Annotated in this window: 22 protein-coding genes and 1 pseudogene; 6 read left to right on the plus strand and 17 right to left on the minus strand. The window is 59.6% G+C overall.

From position 1 onward, the window contains the following. Positions 1-147: 147 nt before the first annotated feature. From NANH_RS0118830 to folD, 4 genes are all read left to right on the plus strand, one after another. On the plus strand, positions 148-726 hold the full coding sequence (locus NANH_RS0118830; protein ID WP_027263470.1) for an MOSC domain-containing protein: 579 nt from the start codon (positions 148-150) through the stop codon (positions 724-726). Positions 727-902: 176 nt separating this feature from the next. Beyond that, complete coding sequence (locus NANH_RS0118835; RefSeq protein WP_027261753.1) at positions 903-2,579, plus strand: formate--tetrahydrofolate ligase; 1,677 nt, start codon at positions 903-905, stop codon at positions 2,577-2,579. A 185-nt stretch (positions 2,580-2,764) separates the two neighbouring features. Further along, positions 2,765-3,076 carry a chorismate mutase gene (locus NANH_RS0118840; RefSeq protein WP_027263471.1) on the plus strand — a complete coding sequence of 104 codons (312 nt, stop codon included), beginning with the start codon at positions 2,765-2,767 and terminating at the stop codon, positions 3,074-3,076. 53 nt (positions 3,077-3,129) lie between these two features. Continuing rightward, positions 3,130-4,023, plus strand: a complete 894-nt coding sequence (gene folD, locus NANH_RS0118845; RefSeq protein ID WP_027263472.1) for a bifunctional methylenetetrahydrofolate dehydrogenase/methenyltetrahydrofolate cyclohydrolase FolD — start codon at positions 3,130-3,132, stop codon at positions 4,021-4,023. Here folD and NANH_RS0118850 read toward each other — a convergent pair. After that, on the minus strand, positions 4,020-4,460 hold the full coding sequence (locus NANH_RS0118850; protein ID WP_027263473.1) for a PaaI family thioesterase: 441 nt from the start codon (positions 4,458-4,460) through the stop codon (positions 4,020-4,022). The two genes, folD and NANH_RS0118850, sit on opposite strands and share 4 nt — an antisense overlap. 131 nt (positions 4,461-4,591) lie before the next feature. Here NANH_RS0118850 and NANH_RS27545 point away from each other — a divergent pair, with 131 nt between their 5' ends. Beyond that, a complete protein-coding gene (locus NANH_RS27545) occupies positions 4,592-5,359 on the plus strand; it encodes a LytTR family DNA-binding domain-containing protein (protein WP_051372506.1) in 768 nt (255 codons plus the stop codon). Positions 5,360-5,851: 492 nt separating this feature from the next. Here the strand turns inward: NANH_RS27545 and NANH_RS29380 are convergent. The 14 genes and pseudogenes from NANH_RS29380 to NANH_RS0118930 form a co-directional block, all read right to left on the minus strand. Then, a pseudogene (locus NANH_RS29380) lies at positions 5,852-6,370 on the minus strand (DEAD/DEAH box helicase); the annotation flags it as partial. A gap of 71 nt (positions 6,371-6,441) precedes the next feature. Continuing rightward, positions 6,442-7,749 (minus strand): ATP-binding protein, encoded by a 1,308-nt coding sequence (locus NANH_RS0118870; protein ID WP_027263475.1) that lies wholly within the window; start codon positions 7,747-7,749, stop codon positions 6,442-6,444. Positions 7,750-7,904: 155 nt separating this feature from the next. After that, on the minus strand, positions 7,905-8,399 hold the full coding sequence (locus NANH_RS0118875; protein WP_027263476.1) for a prepilin peptidase: 495 nt from the start codon (positions 8,397-8,399) through the stop codon (positions 7,905-7,907). Between the two features lie 5 nt (positions 8,400-8,404). Further along, entirely contained in the window at positions 8,405-9,253 is an 849-nt protein-coding gene (locus NANH_RS0118880; RefSeq protein WP_027263477.1) for a tetratricopeptide repeat protein, read from the minus strand. A gap of 28 nt (positions 9,254-9,281) precedes the next feature. Further along, positions 9,282-9,872, minus strand: a complete 591-nt coding sequence (locus tag NANH_RS0118885; RefSeq protein WP_027263478.1) for a tetratricopeptide repeat protein — start codon at positions 9,870-9,872, stop codon at positions 9,282-9,284. Positions 9,873-9,876: 4 nt separating this feature from the next. Beyond that, positions 9,877-10,860, minus strand: a complete 984-nt coding sequence (locus NANH_RS0118890; RefSeq protein ID WP_027263479.1) for a type II secretion system F family protein — start codon at positions 10,858-10,860, stop codon at positions 9,877-9,879. A gap of 10 nt (positions 10,861-10,870) precedes the next feature. Beyond that, the gene (locus NANH_RS0118895; protein WP_027263480.1) at positions 10,871-11,839 is read right to left on the minus strand and encodes a type II secretion system F family protein; all 969 of its coding nucleotides are present in this window, start codon (positions 11,837-11,839) and stop codon (positions 10,871-10,873) included. Next, positions 11,839-13,299, minus strand: coding sequence for a CpaF family protein (locus tag NANH_RS0118900; protein WP_027263481.1), 1,461 nt, complete (start codon positions 13,297-13,299; stop codon positions 11,839-11,841). Before NANH_RS0118900 ends, NANH_RS0118895 begins: the two co-directional genes overlap by 1 nt. 19 nt (positions 13,300-13,318) lie before the next feature. Beyond that, complete coding sequence (locus tag NANH_RS0118905; RefSeq protein ID WP_027263482.1) at positions 13,319-14,557, minus strand: AAA family ATPase; 1,239 nt, start codon at positions 14,555-14,557, stop codon at positions 13,319-13,321. Positions 14,558-14,756: 199 nt separating this feature from the next. Next, positions 14,757-15,389, minus strand: coding sequence for an OmpA family protein (locus NANH_RS0118910; protein WP_027263483.1), 633 nt, complete (start codon positions 15,387-15,389; stop codon positions 14,757-14,759). Between the two features lie 16 nt (positions 15,390-15,405). Further along, positions 15,406-16,830 (minus strand): type II and III secretion system protein family protein, encoded by a 1,425-nt coding sequence (locus NANH_RS0118915; protein WP_027263484.1) that lies wholly within the window; start codon positions 16,828-16,830, stop codon positions 15,406-15,408. 194 nt (positions 16,831-17,024) lie between these two features. Beyond that, the gene (gene cpaB, locus NANH_RS0118920) at positions 17,025-17,882 is read right to left on the minus strand and encodes a Flp pilus assembly protein CpaB (protein WP_027263485.1); all 858 of its coding nucleotides are present in this window, start codon (positions 17,880-17,882) and stop codon (positions 17,025-17,027) included. A 151-nt stretch (positions 17,883-18,033) separates the two neighbouring features. Further along, positions 18,034-18,210 carry a hypothetical protein gene (locus NANH_RS28970; RefSeq protein WP_169730251.1) on the minus strand — a complete coding sequence of 59 codons (177 nt, stop codon included), beginning with the start codon at positions 18,208-18,210 and terminating at the stop codon, positions 18,034-18,036. A 96-nt stretch (positions 18,211-18,306) separates the two neighbouring features. Continuing rightward, on the minus strand, positions 18,307-18,492 hold the full coding sequence (locus tag NANH_RS0118930; protein WP_027263486.1) for a hypothetical protein: 186 nt from the start codon (positions 18,490-18,492) through the stop codon (positions 18,307-18,309). A 350-nt stretch (positions 18,493-18,842) separates the two neighbouring features. Here NANH_RS0118930 and NANH_RS0118935 point away from each other — a divergent pair, with 350 nt between their 5' ends. Continuing rightward, positions 18,843-19,736: a lytic transglycosylase domain-containing protein gene (locus NANH_RS0118935; protein ID WP_081710486.1), complete on the plus strand. Its 894-nt coding sequence runs from the start codon at positions 18,843-18,845 to the stop codon at positions 19,734-19,736. A 63-nt stretch (positions 19,737-19,799) separates the two neighbouring features. Here the strand turns inward: NANH_RS0118935 and NANH_RS0118940 are convergent, their stop codons facing one another. Then, on the minus strand, positions 19,800-20,420 hold the full coding sequence (locus NANH_RS0118940; RefSeq protein ID WP_027263488.1) for a 3-oxoacid CoA-transferase subunit B: 621 nt from the start codon (positions 20,418-20,420) through the stop codon (positions 19,800-19,802). A 3-nt stretch (positions 20,421-20,423) separates the two neighbouring features. After that, positions 20,424-21,119 carry a CoA transferase subunit A gene (locus NANH_RS0118945; RefSeq protein WP_027263489.1) on the minus strand — a complete coding sequence of 232 codons (696 nt, stop codon included), beginning with the start codon at positions 21,117-21,119 and terminating at the stop codon, positions 20,424-20,426. Between the last annotated feature and the right edge of the window lie 29 nt (positions 21,120-21,148).

The raw sequence follows: 21,148 nt of genomic DNA on the forward strand, positions 1-21,148 counted from the left end.
TTCAGGTACATATTGATCTGATATCGCCCGAAGTGTGAACCGCGCTTCGGGCGTTTCCTTTTCATCTGGTTCTCCACGGCCAGGATAGGTATGGTTCGTATCGGCGATGGCGCAAAGCTTGCGCCGCGGATGGGCACGGGAAAGCGTATGGCTGAGCTCAGAAAGACCGGGTTTGTCGGTGAAATCGTCTGGCTTGGGCATATTCCGGTCGATGGTGGGTCGCTGCGATCCAGTTCCCGGGACAGGCTGGATTTGCAGTTTGGCGGCGTCGAAGGCGAACGGCATCATGGCCTTCAGCGCCCCTCCTGCGCGCGGGTGACCAACCTCTATCCGCGCGGTACGCAAATCGTGAACAGCCGCCAACTCAGCATTCTGTCTGCCGAAGAACTCGCGGCAATCGCCACCGCTATGGGATTGTCCGATCTGGACCCCGGACTGCTTGGCGCATCAATGGTGCTGCGCGGGATCGGGGATTTTTCGCATGTTCCACCGGCTTCGCGGCTGCAGGCCCCTTCGGGTGCGGTCGTGACCGTGGATCTGGAAAATGGCCCCTGTGTCTTTCCGGGCCGTGAGATCGAAGCCGAATTTCCAGGTCATGGCAAACTGTTCAAACCTGCGGCGCGGAATCGCCGTGGCGTAACGGCCTGGGTCGAATGCCCCGGTGTCCTGGCCCTCGGAGACCGCTTGTGCCTCTTCGTTCCCGATCAGGCCGCCTGGTCGCCCTGAACCCCGCGCGGGCCGGTTTCCGATCCGCGACCGTGCGCGCCGATATTGATGCTGGGGAATGCGTTGGGTCGCGCGACGACGCATCGCGATGCGGAAATGTCGGATTCCGGCGTTGTCTTTGTCCGGAGGACGGTTACCCAAGAGACAATAGAAAACAGCCAGCCGGGAATCCAGCAATGCCCTTTAAGAGCGACATAGAGATAGCGCGAGGCGCGGTTAAGTTACCGATCGTGGAGATTGGTGGCAAGGTGGGGATCGGGAGTGACGATCTTTTGCCGTACGGGCATGACAAGGCGAAGGTGAGCCAGGGTTTTATCGACAGCGTTCAGGGGAATGCGAGCGGCAAGCTGATCCTGGTGACGGCGATCAACCCGACGCCTGCGGGCGAGGGCAAGACGACGACGACGGTTGGTCTGGGGGACGGTCTGAACCGGATCGGCAAGAAGGCGATGATCTGCATCCGCGAGGCGTCCCTGGGTCCGAACTTCGGCATGAAGGGCGGGGCCGCGGGTGGCGGTCAGGCGCAGGTTGTGCCGATGGAGGACATGAACCTGCATTTCACCGGCGATTTTCACGCCATCACCAGCGCGCACAGCCTGCTGAGCGCGATGATCGACAACCACATCTACTGGGGCAACGAGCTGGGCATCGACACCCGCCGGGTGGTGTGGCGCCGGGTGGTGGACATGAACGACCGGGCGCTGCGCCAGATCACGGCGTCTCTGGGCGGGGTGTCCAACGGCTTTCCGCGCGAGGCGGGGTTCGACATCACCGTGGCGTCCGAGGTGATGGCGATCCTGTGCCTGGCCAACGACCTTGGGGATCTGGAAAAGCGGCTGGGGGACATCATCGTGGCGTATCGGCGCGACAAGACGCCGGTCTATGCGCGTGACATCAAGGCCGACGGGGCGATGACGGTGCTGCTCAAGGACGCGATGCAGCCCAATCTGGTGCAGACGCTGGAGAACAACCCGGCGTTTGTGCATGGCGGCCCCTTCGCCAATATCGCCCATGGCTGCAACTCGGTGATCGCGACCAAGACGGCGCTGAAGATTTCCGATTATGTGGTCACCGAGGCGGGTTTCGGCGCCGATCTGGGAGCCGAGAAGTTCATGAACATCAAGTGCCGCAAGGCCGGGATCGCGCCGTCGGCGGTGGTCGTGGTGGCGACGGTGCGGGCGATGAAGATGAACGGCGGCGTGGCCAAGGCGGATCTGGGGGCGGAAAATGTCGCGGCGGTGCGCGCCGGCTGCGCCAATCTGGGACGGCATATCGAAAATGTTAAGTCCTTTGGCGTACCGGTGGTGGTGGCGATCAACCATTTTGTCACCGACACCGATGCCGAGGTGGCGGCGGTGAAGGATTACGTGACCAGCCACGGCTCGCAGGCGGTGCTGAGCCGGCACTGGGAACTGGGCGGCGAAGGGGCCGAGGATCTGGCCCGCAAGGTGGTCGAGATCGTCGATGCCGGTCAGGCGAATTTCTCGCCGATCTACCCGGACGAGATGGGACTTTTCGACAAGATCGAAACCATCGCCAAGCGGATCTACCGCGCCGATGAGGTGCTGGCGGATGCCAAGATCCGCACCCAGCTGCGCGACTGGGAGGCGGCGGGCTATGGCCACCTGCCGGTGTGCATGGCCAAAACGCAATACAGCTTTACCACCGACCCGAACCGGCGCGGGGCACCCACCGGGCATTCGGTGCCGGTGCGCGAAGTGCGCCTGAGCGCGGGGGCGGGGTTTGTGGTGGTGGTCTGCGGCGAGATCATGACCATGCCCGGCCTGCCCAGAACCCCCAGCGCCGAAAACATCCGCCTCAACTCCGACGGCCAGATCGAAGGCCTGTTTTAGGGAGCGCCGGTCAAAACGGGGTGGGGTATAGGGGGTCTTGCCTGCAAGACCTGCGGACCCCACACCGCGAAAATGGCGCACAAAGGGGTGGGTCCGCGCAACGGTGTCTCCGGGATCTGCTGGCACGCCCCGCGCCATGCGGATACAAGCGGCCCGGACAGACAACCGGACCGCAGGAGCCAGAGATGAACCAGCCGGACGCCCAATCCCCCGCCGACTGTGCCGATATGGGGTCGGTGCGGGCGCAGATCGACCGGCTGGACGCAGACCTGGTGCAACTGCTGGCGCAGCGTGCGGGCTATATCGACCGGGCAGCCGAGCTGAAGGCGGCCAATGGCTGGCCGGCGCGGATCCCGGAGCGGGTCGAGCAGGTGATCGCGAACGCGCGCGCCGCGGCCGGGCAGGCGGGATTGGATCCGGCGCTGGCCGAGGCGCTGTGGCAGGTGCTGGTAGAGTGGTCGATCGTCCGTGAGGCGCGGACCATCCCCGAGAATTGACAGATCCCGGGCGCGGTAACCCGCCCTGCGGCAAAGCGAAAGAGGAACAGGACATGACAGCGACGATCATCGACGGCAAGGCCTTTGCGGCCAAGGTGCGGGGCCAGGTGGCCGAGCAGGTGGCGCGGTTGAAGGCGGATCACGGTCTCATCCCGGGGCTGGCGGTGGTGCTGGTGGGCGCGGACCCGGCCAGCGAGGTCTATGTGCGCTCAAAGGGCAAGATGACAGTCGAGGTCGGGATGAACAGCTTTGAGCACAAGCTTGCGGCCGACACCTCCGAGGCAGATCTTCTGGCGTTGATCGATAAGTTGAACAATGACCCGCAAGTCAATGGTATCCTTGTTCAATTGCCTTTGCCGGATCATCTGAACGAAGACCTGGTGATCAATTCCATCGCGCCCCAAAAGGATGTGGACGGGTTCCACATCAGCAATGTGGGGCTGTTGGGAACGGGGCAGAAATCGATGGTGCCCTGCACGCCGCTGGGCTGCCTGATGATGTTGCGCGCGCACCATGGATCCCTGTCGGGCCTGGACGCGGTGGTGATCGGGCGTTCCAATATCGTGGGCAAACCGATGGCGCAGCTGCTGCTGGGCGACAGCTGTACGGTGACCGTCGCGCACAGCCGCACCAGGGATCTGCCCGCCGTGGTGCGCCGCGCCGACATCGTGGTCGCCGCCGTGGGGCGCGCACAGATGGTTCCCGGCGACTGGATCAAACCTGGCGCCACGGTGATCGACGTGGGCATCAACCGGATCGAAAAGGACGGGGGCGGCACCCGGCTGGTCGGCGACGTCGACTATGACAGCTGCGCCGCCGTGGCCGGCGCCATCACCCCCGTCCCCGGCGGCGTAGGCCCCATGACCATCGCCTGCCTCCTCGCCAACACCCTCACCGCAACCTGCAGAGACAACAATATCCCAGAAACAACTGGCCTGACGGCTTAGGTGGTAGAGATTGCGACCGGCACCATCGTGCCCATCAATACCGCCACCAGGGTTTCGGTATCGCCGTCGACGGCATGAACTTCGGCGGAAACGATCATCAGGCGGCGGCCGGGCTTGATGACCCGCCCGGTGGCGCGCAGGAAGTCACCCTTTCCGGGGGCCAATAAATTAATTTTGATTTCAGCGGTCATGACCTCTTGATCCGCAGGCATCAAAGTCAGGGCTGAATAGCCCGCGGCAGAGTCGCCAAGTGCAAAGGTCAGCCCGGCATGGGCGAATCCGTGCTGCTGGCTGGTCGAGGGCTGCAAGGGGGCGGTAATCACAACCTGGCCTTGAGCGACCGACGCGACCCGGGCGCCAAATGTCGCCATCAGCCCCTGTTGGCTGAAACTTGCGCAGATCCGGCGGCTGACAGCGTGTGCATTGTTTTCAGACATTTATTTCCCTATTCTTGGGTCCATAATTGCGCAAAGGGGTAAGGGATGCGCATTGGTCTCGCGATTGATGGCGTATACACTTTAAAGTAGATTGGACGCGGTGCAGAAATGAAATTTTTGACAGCTTCCGAATGATCAAGCCCATCAAAGAAAGTTATAAAGCGCTGCTCACGTGGCGCAACTTGGGCCTTCTGGGCCTGTGCGTCCTGATTGCGGCAATGATCGGCCCGTTTGGCACGTTCGAATCGCAGAGCTTTTTGAGGCGGCTGATCTATTGGGGGCTGGTGGGTATTTCTTCTGTTCTGATCGGACATGGGTGTCACGAGATCGCCCGCCATCTGGTTCCAAGGCACCGTCCGATTCTGACAGATCTGCTGATGAGTGCGTTGATGACAGTGATTTTCACGCCGCTGCTTTGGGCCCTCACCAACGGGGTGCTGATCCATCCGACCGAGAATGGGCCGGTATTGGCGAGACTTTCCTACCATGTCGCGACAATTACCATAGCGATTTGTGTGGCGCGCCGCATTTTGCCGGGTTTCGAAACCGTCGGATACTTTGGAACGTCGGTTCAGGAGCCGACAGCGCCGCCGCGGCTGACCCGTCGGCTGTCTCCGGAGTTCCAGGGGCCGATCCTGCGGCTCGCCGTGCGAGACCACTTTGTCGATGTGGTCTCCGCCGCAGGGATCGAAACAATTCGTTCGCGGTTTGCGGACGCCATTGACGAGATGGATACCGTTGTTGGGCATTACACACACCGATCGCATTGGGTGGCGCGCGATGCAATCGTTGGCAGCGAGTGGAAGAAAGAAAAGATTTTTTTGCTCTTGACCAATGGCGATCTGGTGCCGGTCAGTCGCAAATATCGACCTGAGTTGGAAGAGGCCGGGTTGTTATGATGACCGCGTGGAAATTGGCAGAGGTCATATCGTGTGCTTTAGCGGTCTGATCGTGGAAACGGGATGGCGTTAACGGTCGCACCCGTCAGCAGGGCCACAGCGTCCGGTTGCATCAGTTGATTCAGAACCGGGCCGTGGCTGTGCAATCCTGCGGTGTAGATGCCAAAGGCCGGAAGGATCGCCCTGTTACTACGATCCATGGGAAAGGCGGGACGCGTGACTGTGCGTGCCGGGCTCGCAATTGCGATTTGGCAGGGTCGTGGCCGGATAGTTCGTCGCAGGCGGCGGGTTTGGCAATATGCCGAAAGCATAGGGGCGGCTGCATCGGCTGATACGTCTGGACTTGCCCAGATGCAGATCGGTGACACACAACAACCGCTGCTCAGGCCACCCGAAGGCAAAACGACCAACTGTGCCATGTACAGGGAGAAGGGTATTCCGTTCATGTCCTGTTGCTTGCGCATCAAAACCGTTCAACCGAACCGTCAGGGTAGCGGGCACCAAGGGTGCCTTTGACGGAGCGTTGTAACGAAGGTTGGCGCGACCGATGCGTTGAACCAGCCGGTTACGTTCTTGAGCACCCTGATTCGGATCACAAGATCCACGTCTCTCCAGTCGATGCCCAAATCCAGGCTTCCGGTGCAGACGATTGCGTACAACTCGCCGCGTACCATTGCCGTTTTGGCACGCTGGCGTTTCTTGCGTGTCGCCAGACCGGCTCTCGATCCGGATCGGCAGTCCAATTTCATTCACTGGGGGTAGGCAGGGTGCGTTCAGTGCCGGCAGCCAGGGCTGCTAGCGGGCTGATATACGGCAGGAACAAGCCATCTTGGGGGCTGTGGCCAGGTTCGCCAATATGGGCAGAAATCCGGTCATTGTCTTGCCCCCGCCCGTAGACGCGATCAGCAGGGTGGCGGACTGATCCGCCGCGGTCAGCATCTTTTGCCGGTGCGAATGAAGGTGCCAGCCGCAGATGGTAAACCAGTCCATGATAGGCGGGGGCAATTGCATGCCCCTGAGATAGCGCGGTCAAGACATGTGGAAAGGCCTTGGCACTCCATGTGGGAATTTTGCGCGGCTCGCTAATTTACGATGGTCTCGTCTTTGACGAACATGTTGGCCCAAGCCCGGTCAATCAAGTCTGGTGACATCTGATAGGGAAGCCCTTCGAACTCGCAGATTGCGATCATCTGGTCGATCAGGAAAACCGGCTGGTAGTTGGCATATATGTTGCCGATGGTCGGATATTTGACCTTGAGCAGGTGCAGCAGAGCGGGTTCATTCAGCGGCATCCCCTTTTTTCGGGCAACCAGAGCAAAGATCTTGAGAAAGTTCTCCTGGCTTGGGCCGTCGATCTTGATTTTGAAAAAGATCCGGCGCAGTGCGGCCTGGTCGAAAATCTCGTTCGGGTGGAAATTGGTCGAGAAAATGACCAACGTGTCAAAGGGTACCTCGAATTTCTCGCCCGATTGCAGCCCCAGAATGTCCTTGTTCTCTTCCAGTGGCACGATCCACCGGTTGATCAGAGCCTGCGGAGGTTCCTCTTGCCGACCGAGGTCGTCGACAATGAAGATCCCGCCGGTGGATTTTAACTGAAGCGGAGCCTGATAGGTGCGCGCCGTTGGATTGTAGACCAGATCCAACATTTTCAACGACAGTTCGCCACCGGTGACAACAGTTGGCCGTTCACAGCAGACATAGCGGGTATCGAACCGTTTTATGCGGCGCAACGCATTGGGATCGTCGCGAATTTCCTCGACGGCGGAATGTACGATCGGGTCATACACAGTGATCACCTGGCCGGAATATTCAATGGCACGAGGCACATAGACCTTGTCGCCAAGCGCATCCCGAATACCGTTGGAAATCGAGGATTTTCCATTTCCCGGTGGGCCGTACATCAGGATCGAGCGGCCCGCGCTGACGGCCGGCCCAAGGTGATCCAGCAGGCTATCGGGCAGGACCAGATGTCCCATCGCACTGGTCAGTTGGTCCCGGCTGACCTGGATATTGCGAATTGACTGGCGTTTCACCTGTTCGCGGTAAACATCCAGCGGAACGGGCATGGCGCCGAAATATTCGGACTGCGCCAAGGCATCCAATGCGCGAGCCTTGCCAACATCGGTCAGCTGATACCCCATCTCGTTGCCGCTGTTGGCGTTCAGCGTGCCGGTTGCTTCGAGTAGGCGCTGATCGCGTGCGATGTCGACCAATTCCTGAGTCACCTGAATCGGCAAACAGATGGCTTGCGCAATTTCGGATACGGTGTCGGCGTTCTTGCGAAACATCGTCTTTAGCAGGATATCCCGCATCATCACCATCGGTAATTGCATCTCGGCCATGCCTCGGGGGGCCGGTGGAGCCATTACGGCGGTGGTGTGCATGTTCATAGAATTTGCCTGTGTCAAAGGTGGGTTCGGCTATCGAGCCTAGCTGGGAAATCGGGCATTCTTGCGGCGGAGGCACACGATTGCGATCATGGTCCCCGCGTTACGCGCGAATCTGCGACATAGGGCTTGAGAATTGATGAATGTGATCCGGTTGCCTAGAGACCGAAGTTGGCCCCCAGAATCAGATAGATCGCCAAAGTGCCGCCCAGCGACAACCCCATCGGAAATTTCAGGCCTGCGTCCCAGCTTTTCCAGCCTGGCGCGATGCGGCGCAGTGGGCTGTGTTTTGCCAGCCGGTGTGAGAAAAAAGCGGCCATCAGGTTGGCGGCAAAGATCGCGATCAACAGGCGCAGATCGCCAACCGCGATGAAGGGGGCGGCGGCGGCGGCGAATTTGGCGTCGCCTGCACCGACAGCGCCAGCGGCATTCAGGATGATGCCGATTACCAGAACCGCACCCATCTGCACCAGACCCATGCCATAGGCGGTCAGTGGCAAAATAATCGGGCCAACCAGAACGAAAACCGCTGCCAACAAGAGGACCGCCTGATTGGTGATGCGCATCTCGCGCAGGTCGGTAAAGGAGACGTAGAAACAGATCGGCAGGACAAATGGCAGGAACCAGAATGCGGCCGATGCAGAAACCGACATCGCGGTCAGGAGCTTTCCAGCGCCCGCAGGGACCGGGCCGCTTCTTCGAAATGCTGTGGATGGGTGTCGATTGCTTCGCGCAGCAGTCCTTCGCCCGTCTTGATATCGCCCTGCTTGATCGCTGTCAGCGCCATGGTGTGCAGCAGTTCTGCGCGCTCTATCTGATCCATCGGGACCACCGGCAGGGAATAATTGCGCTGTGCGCCGCGGGCCAGGACCAGATTGTTCTTGGCGGTAAACAGGGATGGATCCTGGCGGATGGCCTGGCCAAACAGGCGTTCCGCGCCGGAATAGTCGCCGCGGGTCAGTTTTGAATAGCCCCAGTTGTTCATCACGCCGGCCGGTTTGGTGGTCAATCCGACGGCGGTTTCATAGAAACTGTCGGATTTTGTCCATTCCTTGTTTGCATCCGCGACCATTGCCTCGAGCCGGTAACGCTTGAAGGTTTCGTGGGTGGGGGGCACTTTGTCCAGGGTCTTTTCCGCTGCGGCCCAGTCGCCGTTGCGGATCTGGGCATCGGCAAGTTCAACCTTGTCGTCCGGGGTCGATCCGGTCATTCCGACCAGCTTGGTCCAGGCGGCGACGCCCTCGGGATTGCGTTTGGCTCGCACCAGAGACAGGGCCAGCCCACGCTGCAGGTCAAGCCGGTTCGGATTTTGTTGCAAGCTGCGCTTGAAATAGTCGACGGCCTCGTTCGGGTCGGCGACGGTTAGCATCACATCGTTCAGGTCGCTTTCGTCGACGACATTCACGTCCTGAAATGCCCGCTCGACCGTTTCATCGCCCTTGTCAGCACAGGCGACCAGACCCAAGCCAGCCGCCAATACGACCGAAATCCGAAAAAGGTGGCGCATCCTGCGTCCTCTGCTGCTGTTGCCTCGATCATGGTATCTTGCGGATCAGGTATTCGCTGCCACTCCGCCGCACCAATTTATAGTCTTCATTTTGTCCAGCAGTATTAGCAGAATTTTCGGTTTTTGCGAGGGCCAAGCGCAAATTGTCCCGGATTGAGTCACTTTGGCCATTGTCCAGGGCATAGGCCTTGCGAAAGATCTGTTGCGCTTCGCCCAGCTTGCCCTGTTCCATCAATACAACCCCGAGGTTGTTCCAGGCTTCGGGCCAGTCGGGCGCGTCCGCCACCGCGCGGCGCAGCTGTCGTTCGGACTGCCCCAGCCGCCCCAACCCCAGATTGGCAGTCCCCAACCCGGTGAGAACCTCGGGGGTCATGCCCTGGTCCAACGCGGCACGGGTAAAAGCATCCAGCGCCAGTTCATACTCGCCTGCAGACATCAGGCGATTGCCGACGTCGAGGCCGTCGATGGCCGTCTTTTTGTGATCTACACCAGGGGCATAGGGCCCTTGGGTCAGGTCCGCACCGGGGTCTGGCGCACAGCCAGCCATCGCCCCTGCAAGGGCGGTGGCCAGAATAACGTTGCGGGTCGTCGCGTGTGGCGTCGCTCGCGGTGATGCCATGGGGTTATTTGCTCATGTTGCCCAAATTCGAGATGCCTTGTGCCGAAGGTCCGACGAGGATGATCAATAACGGCGGCACCGTCAGCCCCATTGTGGCAAGGGTCATTTTGGTTGGCAACTTGTTTGCGGCCTCTTCCGCCCGCATCACACGCTTGTCGCGCATCTCGCTGGCATAAACCCGCAATGCGTCTGCAATCGGAGTGCCGAAAGTCGAGGATTGGATCAGCACAGTCACAAACGACTGCACGTCCTGCACGCCGCACCGCACCCCCATATCGCGCAGGACCGCGCTCTTGTCCTTGCCCGCCTTCATCTCATAGGCCACAACCTCGAATTCCTCGGCCAGTTCGGGATAAGAGGCGCGCAATTCGGTCGCGACACGGACAATGGCCTGATCCAGAGATTGCCCGGCTTCCACACAGACCAACATCATGTCCAGAGAGTCGGGAAACCCCTGTTCGATCGCCTCCTTGCGGGCGGCGACACGGCGGGTCACCCAGTATTTCGGGATCATATAGCCTGCGCCACCTGGGCCGAGAACGTACAACAGCAGCATCTTGTTGTCCAATTCCTGCCCCTGGGAATTCAGCATGGCAACATAAGCTGCGCCCGCAATCAGGCCCAGGATACCAAGCGCGAACTGGGCAAAATGATAGAACCGTACCGCATCCTTGGATTGATATCCGGCCTGACGCAGTTTCAGCTGAATCGCCGACAGCTCTTCTTCGTCCTTGGGCTCTAGGAAGGTTGCGAATTTCTGCAATTGTTCGTTGCGCCCGGTCTGGCGCAGGCGCTCCTTCTTGGAGTCCGCCCTGCCGTTCGCGGCGTTGGTACGCTGAAGCTTTTTCAGCGGATCTTCGCGTTGGTTCAACATGAACGGGATAGTCGCCAGCACCATGAACAGGCCCACGACGCCAAGTAACAGGATTGGGCCGAACGCGCCCAGCGAATCGGTAATCATGTCGTTGATCGGGGTCAGAAAATCCATCGGCGTCTCCTCAGACTTTGATGTTGGTAAGAAACCGCATCACCACCAAATTCATGCCCAGCAGGATGCCGACGACAAAACAGGCCGGGATAAACCATGGATGATCCAACACTTCGTCATAGTAGTTCGGATCGTTCACGGTGATGATTAACAGGCAGACCAGCGGAAAGGCGGACAGGAACTTGCCCGACCATTTCGCCTCGGCGGTGATTGCGTTGACCTTGCGGAACAGGCGGAAACGGGCACGGATCACCTGGGCCAATCCGGCCAGGATTTCGGCCAGATTTCCGCCCGACTGCTGCTGGATGCTGACGGCAACAGAGAGAAAACGCATATCCTGCATATCCAGCCGTTCGGCCATGTCCTTGAGCGCCTCGCCAACGTCGCGGCCATAGGCGTTCTCATCGGCGATGATGCCGAATTCGGTGGCCAACGGGTCTTCGATCTCTTTGGATACAATCGAAATGGCGGAGGAAAACGGATGTCCGACCCGCAGGCTGCGCACCATCAGTTCGACGGCATCTGGCAGTTGTTCCTCGATCATTGCCATGCGTTTCTTGGCCTTTGAGTTGACCCAGAAATACACCCCGCCGATCCCGATCCCGACCGAGGCCACAATACGCACCGGCAATTCGGTTACGGTTCCGATTGTCAGCCCGACAAAGGCCACCACCGACAAGCCTCCCATGATCAGGATCAACTGCCGGGGGGTAAACGCGATCGCCGCCTTTTGCGCCTTTTCCCCCAGCAACGAATACAGCGGGATGGTGCGCGATTTCATGTGTTGCTGCATTTCCTTGCGCAGCTGTTCCAGAACCTGTTCGCGCCCGGTGCCCTTGTCCAGCATTTCCAGGCGGCGGTTTACTCTGCTGTTCAGGCTGATCGACTTGCCAAAGGCGACAAGATAGATGCCCTCGACCAGAACCAGGACCCCGACAAAGATCAGGCCATAGATTATCGGTTCGGCACTCAGTTCCATCAGTTCTGCTCCATCGCGGTGGGTTCATAGATCGAGGCCGGCAGGTCATAGCCCCACATCCGGAACCGTTCGGCAAAGTGGCTGCGCACACCCGTGGCGGTGAAATGGCCAATGATCTTGTTGTCCGGTGTCAGACCGACGCGTTGGTATTTGAAGATTTCCTGCATCGAGATCACGTCGCCCTCCATGCCGGTGATCTCGGTGATCGAGGTCATGCGGCGGCTGCCGTCCTGCAGACGAGAAGCTTGCACGATCAGGTTGACAGCCGACGAGATCTGACTGCGCACCGCCTTGAGCGGCATCTCGATGCCGGCCATCGCGATCATGTTTTCCAGGCGGCTGACCCCGTCTCGCGCACTGTTGGCGTGAATCGTGGTCATCGACCCGTCGTGGCCGGTGTTCATCGCCTGGAGCATGTCGATGACTTCCTCGCCTCGGGTTTCGCCGACGATGATCCGGTCCGGGCGCATCCGCAGAGCGTTTTTGAGACAGTCGCGCGGGCTGACCTCGCCCTTGCCTTCGACGTTCGGAGGGCGGCTTTCCATCCGGCCCACATGGATCTGCTGCAATTGCAGTTCCGCCGTATCCTCGATGGTCAGGATACGTTCGGCATTGTCGATAAAGCTGGAGAGCGCGTTCAGCGTTGTCGTCTTGCCCGACCCGGTGCCGCCTGACACGATTACATTCAACCGGGTGGCGACAGCGGCCTGCAGGTATGCGGCCATTTCCTCGGAGAAGGCACCAAAGCGGACCAGATCGTCGATGCCCAGCTTGTCCTTTTTGAATTTGCGGATCGACACCAGGCTGCCGTCCACTGCGATTGGCGGCACCATGGCGTTGAAGCGAGACCCGTCTGCCAGGCGGGCGTCGACATAAGGATTGGATTCATCCACCCGCCGGCCGACGGCGCTGACGATCTTGTCGATGATCCGAAGCAGATGGCGTTCATCCTTAAAGGTGATGTCGCTCAGTTCCAGCTTGCCGTCGCGTTCGACAAACACCTGTTGCGGGCCGTTCACCAGAATATCGTTGACGCTATCGTCTTGCAGCAGGCTTTCCAGCGGGCCGAGGCCGGTTACTTCGTCATACAACTCCTTGTTCAGGGTCTGCCGGTCCTCGCGGTTCAGCACGATACCCTTTTCTTCGAGCAGTTCGCTGGCGATGTTGCTGATCTCGGTGCGCAGTTCGGCCTCGCTGGCGCGTTCCAGTGCCGCCAGGTTCAGGTTGTCCAAAAGGGATCGATGCATCTCGACCTTGATTTCGCTCAAACGTTCCTTGCGCTTGCGATCCTTGTCTGCCGAACTGGCTTCGGCTGCCTTGAGCGGCATCGGACGGCGCAGGCTGGCTGCCTGAATGCCGATGTCTTTGGCGGCGGGTTGTATCTCGGCAATCTTGGCGACCTTTGCGGAGGATCTCGTTGCCGGAGAAGCTGGAGCGGATTTCTTGTATCTGGAAAACATCTGGTCGTGCCCCTGAGTTTTACGCTGCTTTGACGTCGCTGCTGCCCAGTTGGTGCAAGGATTGCGCCAACTTGGCGATTTCCTTGCGCAATGGGTTCTTGGCGGCCGATGTTGCCAGCGGCAGCCCGTGATCGGCGCCCTGGCTGACGGGTTTCCCCCCATCGGGCAATTGCAAGTCGATCGAGATGCCCAGGCTTTCCGCCAGGCGCTTGACGCGGCTCTTGCCGGAGAGATCGGTGAATTTGGGGGCCCGGTTCAACGCAAAGCGCATTTTCTGAAACGGCAGGTCTTCGGATTGCAGCGCCTTTTTGAGCCGCAGTGCATTCTGCGCCGATCGCATGTCCAGTTCGACCAGCGCAAAATAGACATGCGCTGCTTGCAGAACGGTTTCGGACCAATGCACCAGCGTCGAGGGCATGTCGATCACGACATAGTCAAAATGGCTGCGTGCCATGGCGATCACCTGTTCGATGTCTGCTGGCCCCAGAACATCGAGCGGGACCAACTCGGCCGGGGCCGTCAGAACCTGCAACCTGTCTTCGAAGCTGAGCAGGGCCTGACCAAAATTCTCTTCGTCCATATTCTCGAGATCCGACAGCATCTCGAACACGGTTTCGCGCCGCGGCAGGTCAAGATAGGTAGCCACCGAGCCAAATTGCAGGTCCAGATCCAGCAGGCAGACGCTGGGAGGCGTTGCGTCATCGATATTGGCCAGTTCCCAGGCCAGATTGACCGCCATGGTTGTCGAACCGACCCCCCCGGCCAACCCGTGCACGACCACCACCGCGCCTTCCTTGGAGGTTCCGGATGTCAGCTGATGCGTATTGTGTTGCATCGCCTCGGGTTCGGGTTCGGGTGCGTTCAGCCGGTCGATGGCGGACTGCAATTCATTTTCGGGCAGCGGATAGGGGACAAATTCATCGGCCCCCTGGCGCAACAGTTGATGCAGTGAAGCCGGTGTCACGTCTTCGGCAATCAGGATCACCCGGATGCCGCGGGCCTTGGCCTGGTTTATGATCTCACCCATCAGGACAAGGTTATCTTCGTCGCTGCTGTCCAGTGCCAGGGCCACGAACTCCAGCGCATCGGCCTCGGGTTGGCTGAAAAAAACCAGGGCCTCTGCAAACCCAAGATCGCCCCAGCTTTCGCCCAGGGCGGCCTCCATGTCCTCGATCAGCAGATCGAAATTCTGAACGTCTCGACTGATCGTGCAGGCCACGATCGGATTCATCTCGGGGTGTGCGTGTCCACTGCTCATTGCCTTTATCCTCAAAACTGCGAGGCTTGGCAGGGTGCTGCGGGCCGGGCCCGTTCTTGCTGTCCTGCTTTCGCCGACGTTTGACCGCAACTGGTCGCACATCACCTATTGAGGACAATGTTGCCGGAAATCTGGGCGAGAATTGGGCCAAAAAACCCCAATTGTAGGGAATTGAGCGACGATCAGGCAATAACTGCGGTTATTGTGTTTCGCCAAACCCGCCGGTGTTGTTGCGCCGGGTCAGCCGGTCGATGGGCTGGGCGCTGATGACATACTCACGATAAATGACTTCGGCGTATTTGCCGTCCAGTACCGTGGGGTGGCGCTCCACAAAACCGGCCACTTCGGTTACGCTGCGGCGGTTTGCGCGTTCCGGTCCGGGGACATCGATGACCGGGCGGGTCTCGCCATATGACACCAAGGCTTTCAGCCGGGAACGGTTGATCCCTCGCGAGGACAGATAACGGACCACCGCGGTCGCGCGTCTGCGCCCCAGGCCATAGTTGTAGGATTGGGTGCCCACCTCGTCGGTATAGCCATAGACGGCAAACCGAACTTCGGGAAACTGGCGTATCCAGTCTGCCTGCCGATCGAGGATCTGCTGCGCCTCGCCATCCAGTCGATCGCTGTTGAAGGCAAAATTGACCGTGGTCGGCGTTTCGCGGGCGAATCGTTGACCCAGGCTGATCGCATAGCTCTTGTCGCCGCGCATCACCAGGCCGTTGTTCATCGTGGCTTCGCCGAAATCTCCGGTTCTGACAAAGTCCCCGGCTTCCTGGGCGCACCCCGCCAGGGTCAGGGTCATGCCCGCCGCAAGGATGAGTTTCTGCATAGTCCCGTTCCTCTGCTCAGTCCATGACATAGCCATAAGAGCCGCTGAAATCCTGTTTCGCGACCTCATTGGCAGCGCGATCCTTGCCCTGTCCAACCTTGCTCATCTGACCGAACATGAACAACTCGCTTTCGCTGGGCGGAGTAATGCGGTCTGTCGGCAGGGCCAAAGCCTCGCCGCGTGTCGGCGTCACAAGGTGGGCCGTTACGATGATTACCAGTTCAGTTTGCTTGCGCTGATAGTCGGCGCTGCGAAACAGCATGCCCAGCACCGGCACGTCGCCCAGCCACGGGATCTGCGAGGCATTGTCCAGGAATTCATCCTGTATCAACCCGGCAATGGCAAAGCTTTCACCGTCACGCATCTCCACCGTTGTCGATGTTTCACGGCGGGAAAAGGCAGGGACCTGCATGTCGTTGATATCGACGCCCAAGGTGGGGTCGATGGCCGAGACGGCCGCCATCATTTCCAGATTGAACACATCCTTGTCCACCACACGCGGGACAAAATTCAGCTCGATGCCAAAGGGTTTGTATTCAATCGAAAACAGCCCGTCTCGTTGCGCGACGGGGATCGGGAATTCGCCACCGGCGAGAAATTTGGCTTCTTGGCCAGACAACGCCGTCAGGTTGGGTTCGGCCAAGGTGCGCACGACGCCTTTCTGTTCCAGCGCCTCCAGCAGCAGGCCGACCTGTACAGAACCGGCATTGAACCCGAACAGCACCGCGCCGGTATTGTCATTCGCCAACGGCAGCCTGCCCGCTTGGCCGTTCGACTGGCCGAGCTGATTGCTGAACCGGCCGGTGCCACCGTTCAGGCCGGTGCTGCCACCGTTGATCGTACCGTTGAACCCCAGCGATGCGCTGAGTGACTTGGAAACCGATCTTTGCATTTCGGCAAACCGGACCTTGAGCATCACCTGTTGCACGCCGCCGACGCTCATCAGGTTGGAGACCCGTTCGGGCGCATACCGTTCGGCCAAGTCCAGCGCCCGTTGCAGACGCGCCGTGCTGCTCACGACACCGGACAGGACAATGCCGTCATTGGCGGTGCGCACCTCGATGCGTTCGCCGGGCAGGATCTGGCGCAGGCGTTCCTTGAATTCGGTCACATCCGCCGCAACCCGCACATTCACATTGGTGATCAGCCGTCCGGTTGCGTCCAGCAGTGTCAGGGTGGTCATGCCCGGAGATTTACCCAGCACATAGATAGTGCGGTCCGAAAGGGATGAAATGTCGGCGATTCCGGGATTGGCGATGCTGAGTTCGGCAAAGGGCACGTCGCTCTCGACAACCACGGCCCGGTTCATCGGAACATCCAGCGTTGCCTCGGTGCCTTTCTTGACCACAGTCAGGCTTTCAGCCTGCGCACTGCCCGCAACCGGGGCAAACGCCAATGAAAGCCCGAACAGGGCGGCCTTAAGGGTACTGTCGAATTTCATGTGACCTGCCTCTCCGATCACGCCTCGTTGGTCGGGTCTTGTTGCCCGATCTAGACAGCACTGTGCGCCACATCGATATTTTTTGCAAGAATCAACGGCTTCCGCAGTCTTTCTTATGTGGACATCTGGCAACAATACAAAAAACCTGACATGCGCAATGCACGTCATGGTTGTGATAAGGCTTTGGTATCGTTTCAGTTTGTGCAGGGTATCGGCAACTCGACCACTTCAGCACCACGGCGGGTTCTGATCGTACAAACCTTCTTTTCAGCTTGCTGAGGTGCTATTTCGACCGCTCCCAGCCCCAGCAGCGAGCGCTGGTTGACCTCGATCGCAGAGGCAATCGTGTCATCTTCGGCCCCGACCAGAGACAGAGACAGTTTACCCGTGGTCTGAGCCTGGGCCAGTGCGGCGACCTGTTCGGGCCGGGCCGCGACAGTGACCGTGCGCGCAATTGTTGTGCTGTCCACATCACCGCCGGCACTTTGGTCCACTGCGATCAGCGAGACATTTGCCTCGATCAGCCGGGTCACATCGCCCCGCGCCCCTTCGACCGCATCTCCAATACCACCGGTCCAATAGATGTCGACCCGGTCTCCGGGCCGCAGAAAGCCCGACACGCCAGACGAAACGTCAACCTTGATGGCAAAGGCGCGCATGCCGCGGTCCAGCTGCGAGGTCAGGCCGGCGTCCTTGCCTGGTTCGGTCACCTTGAGCGCCATGATCGCCTCGTCTTTTTCCATTGCGCGCAGGACCACGCGCCGCTCGGTCAATTCGGGCGGAAACAGAATGCTCTGATTGATAAAGGCCCCTTCGGGAATGGCGTTTTCGGGCCAACGCACCTTGCGTACGTCGTCCGGATTCAGGGACTCGCCATATTTCAGCGACCGCGTGGCGACGAAAACCTCTACCGTCGGCACGACCTGGGCGCGCGCAGCGCGTTCCTTTTGCAATTCGGCCTGATAGGCGGTGATATAATTCTTCGCCATCATGACGGCACCACCCGCAAGGGCGACCCCGACGATCAGGACCAATCCAAATACTGTTCGCATGCTCTACCCTTTCCGTTGTTGTGATTTCGGCCTGGGTCTTGCCCGGGGCCCGACAACGCAGGTTTGCCAGCCTTGCGGCGAAACACGACCGTACGGGGTTTTTGACGTTGTCGTAATGTGGCCGGTTCCGTGCAGCACCGTTATTCGTTTGTCACTCGGCCTGACTTGCGATCTCGGTTCCGACAGCGCCCCCCAGGTCCAAAGTGTTGTCGGCAATCTTGTTCATACCGATGGCCGACAGAGCGACCACAGCAGCACACAACACGACCCAATCGACCGTCACCGCGCCCTCTTGGTCGGACAGGAATGTTTTCATGATATTGATCACGTCACGCCCTCCAGATGAGCCGGGTCTAAAGTGCAGAAGGGCTGCGTCTTGCAATGCAATGACGCAGCCCTTCTGTAGTATGGCCACGTATTGCGATCACTCGAAGGTCGGCAATGTTGTGCCAACTTCGGTTGCAACCGCGTCGGACAACAGCTTGGTGTTGTTGCCGATCGACTCATAGGCGACAACGGCCAGGGCAACGACGGCTGCTGTCAGCACAACCCAGTCGACGGTCACGGCACCGTCTTCGTCCTTGCGGAAATTCTTGAAAAATTTGATCATGTCTTGTCCCTCCTAAGGATCATTGCTTTACCTGCAAACCGCGTCGTTCTGATCGGGACGTTTCTTCGCTTGACCCATGTCCGACGTGGTATGCAGCCATATAGACGGGTGCCGATGGCAGGAGTTGGGCGGAAAAATGGATTCTTCTGCCACATTTAATATTTCGATAAGATATTTTCTAAGAGCATGAAATATAACGCGTATTTGTGATTTTTGGGGGTGGCTCGCTTCGTTCCGGCGATGCAAACAGGACCCAAATCGGGCAAAATCGACAGAATTCGGGCCGCAGTTCTGGCTTTGGAACGGGATTTGGAGAACAGTTGCAAAAAACCGAGCAGTGAGGCCTGCAAATGTTCAAGCGTGCCTGGATCGTGCCTGCAATCGTGTTCTGCCTTTGTAGTGCCGGACCATCCCTTGCCGAACGTCTGGTACTGCGAGAGGTATCGGAGCGGCCTGAACAGATCGATGAAACATCGATACCCGTGGCAAAACCGGTCTCTAGACGCGCGCCCCAGCCGTTCAGCGATTTTCAGGCGCGGCGGGTCAGACCACCCACGTCCGATGCCGCCAAGCGTATCACAATTCAGATCGATCCCGACGCACAACGACCGGCACCGTTGCCGCCTTTGGCGGACGTTCCTGTGTCGGTTCGCGAACCGGTCGGCAAATACACCTGGTTCTGGGACGCGATTTCACCTGAAATGACGAGCACCGGCCCAGGAAGGCTGCCGGAGGCGCTGAAAACGTTGAACGGGTCCGGCAAGATTTCTGCGCCGCGCCTGCAGGCGATGCAGGAAATTGCCCGCATGCAGGGCGTTCCGATCCTGCGCTCGACCGTTGGAACCCGGGTATCTCCCGCACTGGTGCTGGCAGTGATTGCGGTCGAATCCGCCGGGCGGTCGGACGCAGTCAGCGGGGCCGGGGCGCAGGGGTTGATGCAGCTGATGCCCGATACCGCGGCGCGGTTCGGGGTGCATGACAGCCTGAAACCGGATGAGAACATCGCCGGAGGGGTGAAGTACCTGGACTGGTTGATGGGGGAATTCAACAATGACCCCATCCTGGTTCTGGCCGGTTACAATGCGGGGGAGGGTTCGGTCTATAGCCACGCCGGTGTGCCGCCCTATGCCGAAACCCGGGACTATGTGCCCAAGGTCTTGGCGGCGTTTCAGGTTGCCAGCGGATTATGCGCGACGCCGCCGGAGTTGATCAGCGACGGCTGTGTGTTCGTGGCGATGAACTGATCTGGGCTTGATGGGGCCGGTGTGGATGCCGGCCCCGATTTGATCTTCACGAGGGCGGCAAGCCTAGACGATGGTTGCCTCTGTTGCGTTGCGCAGGTCGTCTTCGGTGACGCCGTCGGCGCATTCGACGATCTTCAATCCGCCCGGCACCACGTCCAGCACGCCGAGGTTGGTGATGATACGGTCGACCACCGCCTTGCCGGTCAGCGGCAGAGTGCAGGATTTCAGCACCTTGCTGTCGCCGTGCTTGTTGGTGTGATCCATCACCACCACCACGCGCCCGACGCCCGCGACCAGATCCATCGCGCCGCCCATGCCCTTGACCAGCTTGCCGGGGATCATCCAGTTTGCCAGGTCGCCGTTTTCGGCCACCTCCATGGCGCCCAGGATCGCGGCGGCGATCTTGCCGCCCCGGATCATGCCAAAGCTTGTGGCGCTGTCGAAATAACTGGTGCGCGCCAGTTCGGTGATGGTCTGTTTGCCGGCGTTGATCAGATCGGGGTCGATCTCGTCCTCGGTCGGGAATGGACCCATGCCCAGCATGCCGTTTTCGCTTTGCAGGGTGATGTCCTTGTCGCCGACATAGTTGGCCACAAGCGTCGGAATGCCGATGCCCAGGTTGACATACATGCCGTCTTCAAGTTCCTGCGCGGCCCGTGCGGCCATCTGATTGCGATCCCACATAGCTTAGGCCTCCCGGATGGTGCGCTGTTCGATGCGCTTTTCGTGATCGCCCTGGATCAGGCGGTGAACATAGATGCCGGGCAGATGGATCGTATCGGGATCCAGGCTGCCGCGTGGCACGATTTCCTCGACCTCGGCGACGCAGACCTTGCCGCACATGGCCGCCGGCGGGTTGAAGTTGCGCGCGGTCTTGCGAAACACCAGGTTGCCGGTGTCATCGGCCTTCCAAGCCTTGACGATCGACAGATCCGCGACGATGCCGCGTTCCAGAATATAGTCCTGACCGTCGAATTCCTTGCTCTCCTTGCCGTCGGCGATCACCGTGCCCACACCGGTCTTTGTATAAAAGCCCGGAATGCCGCAGCCGCCCGCGCGCATCCGTTCGGCCAGGGTGCCCTGCGGGTTGAATTCCAGCTCAAGCTCGCCGCTCAGGTACTGGCGCATGAACTCGGCGTTTTCGCCCACATAGGACGACATCATCTTCCTGATTTGCTTGGTGTCGAGCAATTTGCCCAGACCAAACCCGTCGACGCCGCAATTGTTGGACGCGATGGTCAGATCCTTGACGCCGCTGTCCACCAGCGCGTCTATCAGCAGTTCCGGAATGCCGCACAGGCCAAACCCGCCGGCTGCGATCGTCATGCCGTCCGACAGCAGCCCCTCCAAGGCCTCGGTGGCGGTGGAATAGACTTTCTTCATGGAAAACTCCCCGAAAATTGGTGTTCCAT

This window comes from Sedimentitalea nanhaiensis DSM 24252 (assembly GCF_000473225.1).
Classification (GTDB): Bacteria; Pseudomonadota; Alphaproteobacteria; order Rhodobacterales; family Rhodobacteraceae; genus Sedimentitalea; species Sedimentitalea nanhaiensis.

Coding starts and splice junctions, on each gene's coding strand:
- NANH_RS0118900 (WP_027263481.1), bottom strand. CDS start 13,299: ATGTTTTCCAGATACAAGAAATCCGCTCCAGCTTCTCCGGCAACGAGA.
- NANH_RS0118830 (WP_027263470.1), top strand. CDS start 148: ATGGCTGAGCTCAGAAAGACCGGGTTTGTCGGTGAAATCGTCTGGCTT.
- NANH_RS0118875 (WP_027263476.1), bottom strand. CDS start 8,399: ATGTCGGTTTCTGCATCGGCCGCATTCTGGTTCCTGCCATTTGTCCTG.
- NANH_RS0118870 (WP_027263475.1), bottom strand. CDS start 7,749: ATGAACATGCACACCACCGCCGTAATGGCTCCACCGGCCCCCCGAGGC.
- NANH_RS0118850 (WP_027263473.1), bottom strand. CDS start 4,460: ATGTCTGAAAACAATGCACACGCTGTCAGCCGCCGGATCTGCGCAAGT.
- NANH_RS0118890 (WP_027263479.1), bottom strand. CDS start 10,860: ATGGATTTTCTGACCCCGATCAACGACATGATTACCGATTCGCTGGGC.
- cpaB (WP_027263485.1), bottom strand. CDS start 17,882: ATGCGAACAGTATTTGGATTGGTCCTGATCGTCGGGGTCGCCCTTGCG.
- NANH_RS0118895 (WP_027263480.1), bottom strand. CDS start 11,839: ATGGAACTGAGTGCCGAACCGATAATCTATGGCCTGATCTTTGTCGGG.
- NANH_RS0118880 (WP_027263477.1), bottom strand. CDS start 9,253: ATGCGCCACCTTTTTCGGATTTCGGTCGTATTGGCGGCTGGCTTGGGT.
- NANH_RS0118945 (WP_027263489.1), bottom strand. CDS start 21,119: ATGAAGAAAGTCTATTCCACCGCCACCGAGGCCTTGGAGGGGCTGCTG.
- NANH_RS0118910 (WP_027263483.1), bottom strand. CDS start 15,389: ATGCAGAAACTCATCCTTGCGGCGGGCATGACCCTGACCCTGGCGGGG.
- NANH_RS0118935 (WP_081710486.1), top strand. CDS start 18,843: ATGTTCAAGCGTGCCTGGATCGTGCCTGCAATCGTGTTCTGCCTTTGT.
- NANH_RS0118930 (WP_027263486.1), bottom strand. CDS start 18,492: ATGATCAAATTTTTCAAGAATTTCCGCAAGGACGAAGACGGTGCCGTG.
- folD (WP_027263472.1), top strand. CDS start 3,130: ATGACAGCGACGATCATCGACGGCAAGGCCTTTGCGGCCAAGGTGCGG.
- NANH_RS0118835 (WP_027261753.1), top strand. CDS start 903: ATGCCCTTTAAGAGCGACATAGAGATAGCGCGAGGCGCGGTTAAGTTA.
- NANH_RS0118905 (WP_027263482.1), bottom strand. CDS start 14,557: ATGAGCAGTGGACACGCACACCCCGAGATGAATCCGATCGTGGCCTGC.
- NANH_RS27545 (WP_051372506.1), top strand. CDS start 4,592: ATGATCAAGCCCATCAAAGAAAGTTATAAAGCGCTGCTCACGTGGCGC.
- NANH_RS0118840 (WP_027263471.1), top strand. CDS start 2,765: ATGAACCAGCCGGACGCCCAATCCCCCGCCGACTGTGCCGATATGGGG.
- NANH_RS0118940 (WP_027263488.1), bottom strand. CDS start 20,420: ATGTGGGATCGCAATCAGATGGCCGCACGGGCCGCGCAGGAACTTGAA.
- NANH_RS0118885 (WP_027263478.1), bottom strand. CDS start 9,872: ATGGCATCACCGCGAGCGACGCCACACGCGACGACCCGCAACGTTATT.
- NANH_RS0118915 (WP_027263484.1), bottom strand. CDS start 16,830: ATGAAATTCGACAGTACCCTTAAGGCCGCCCTGTTCGGGCTTTCATTG.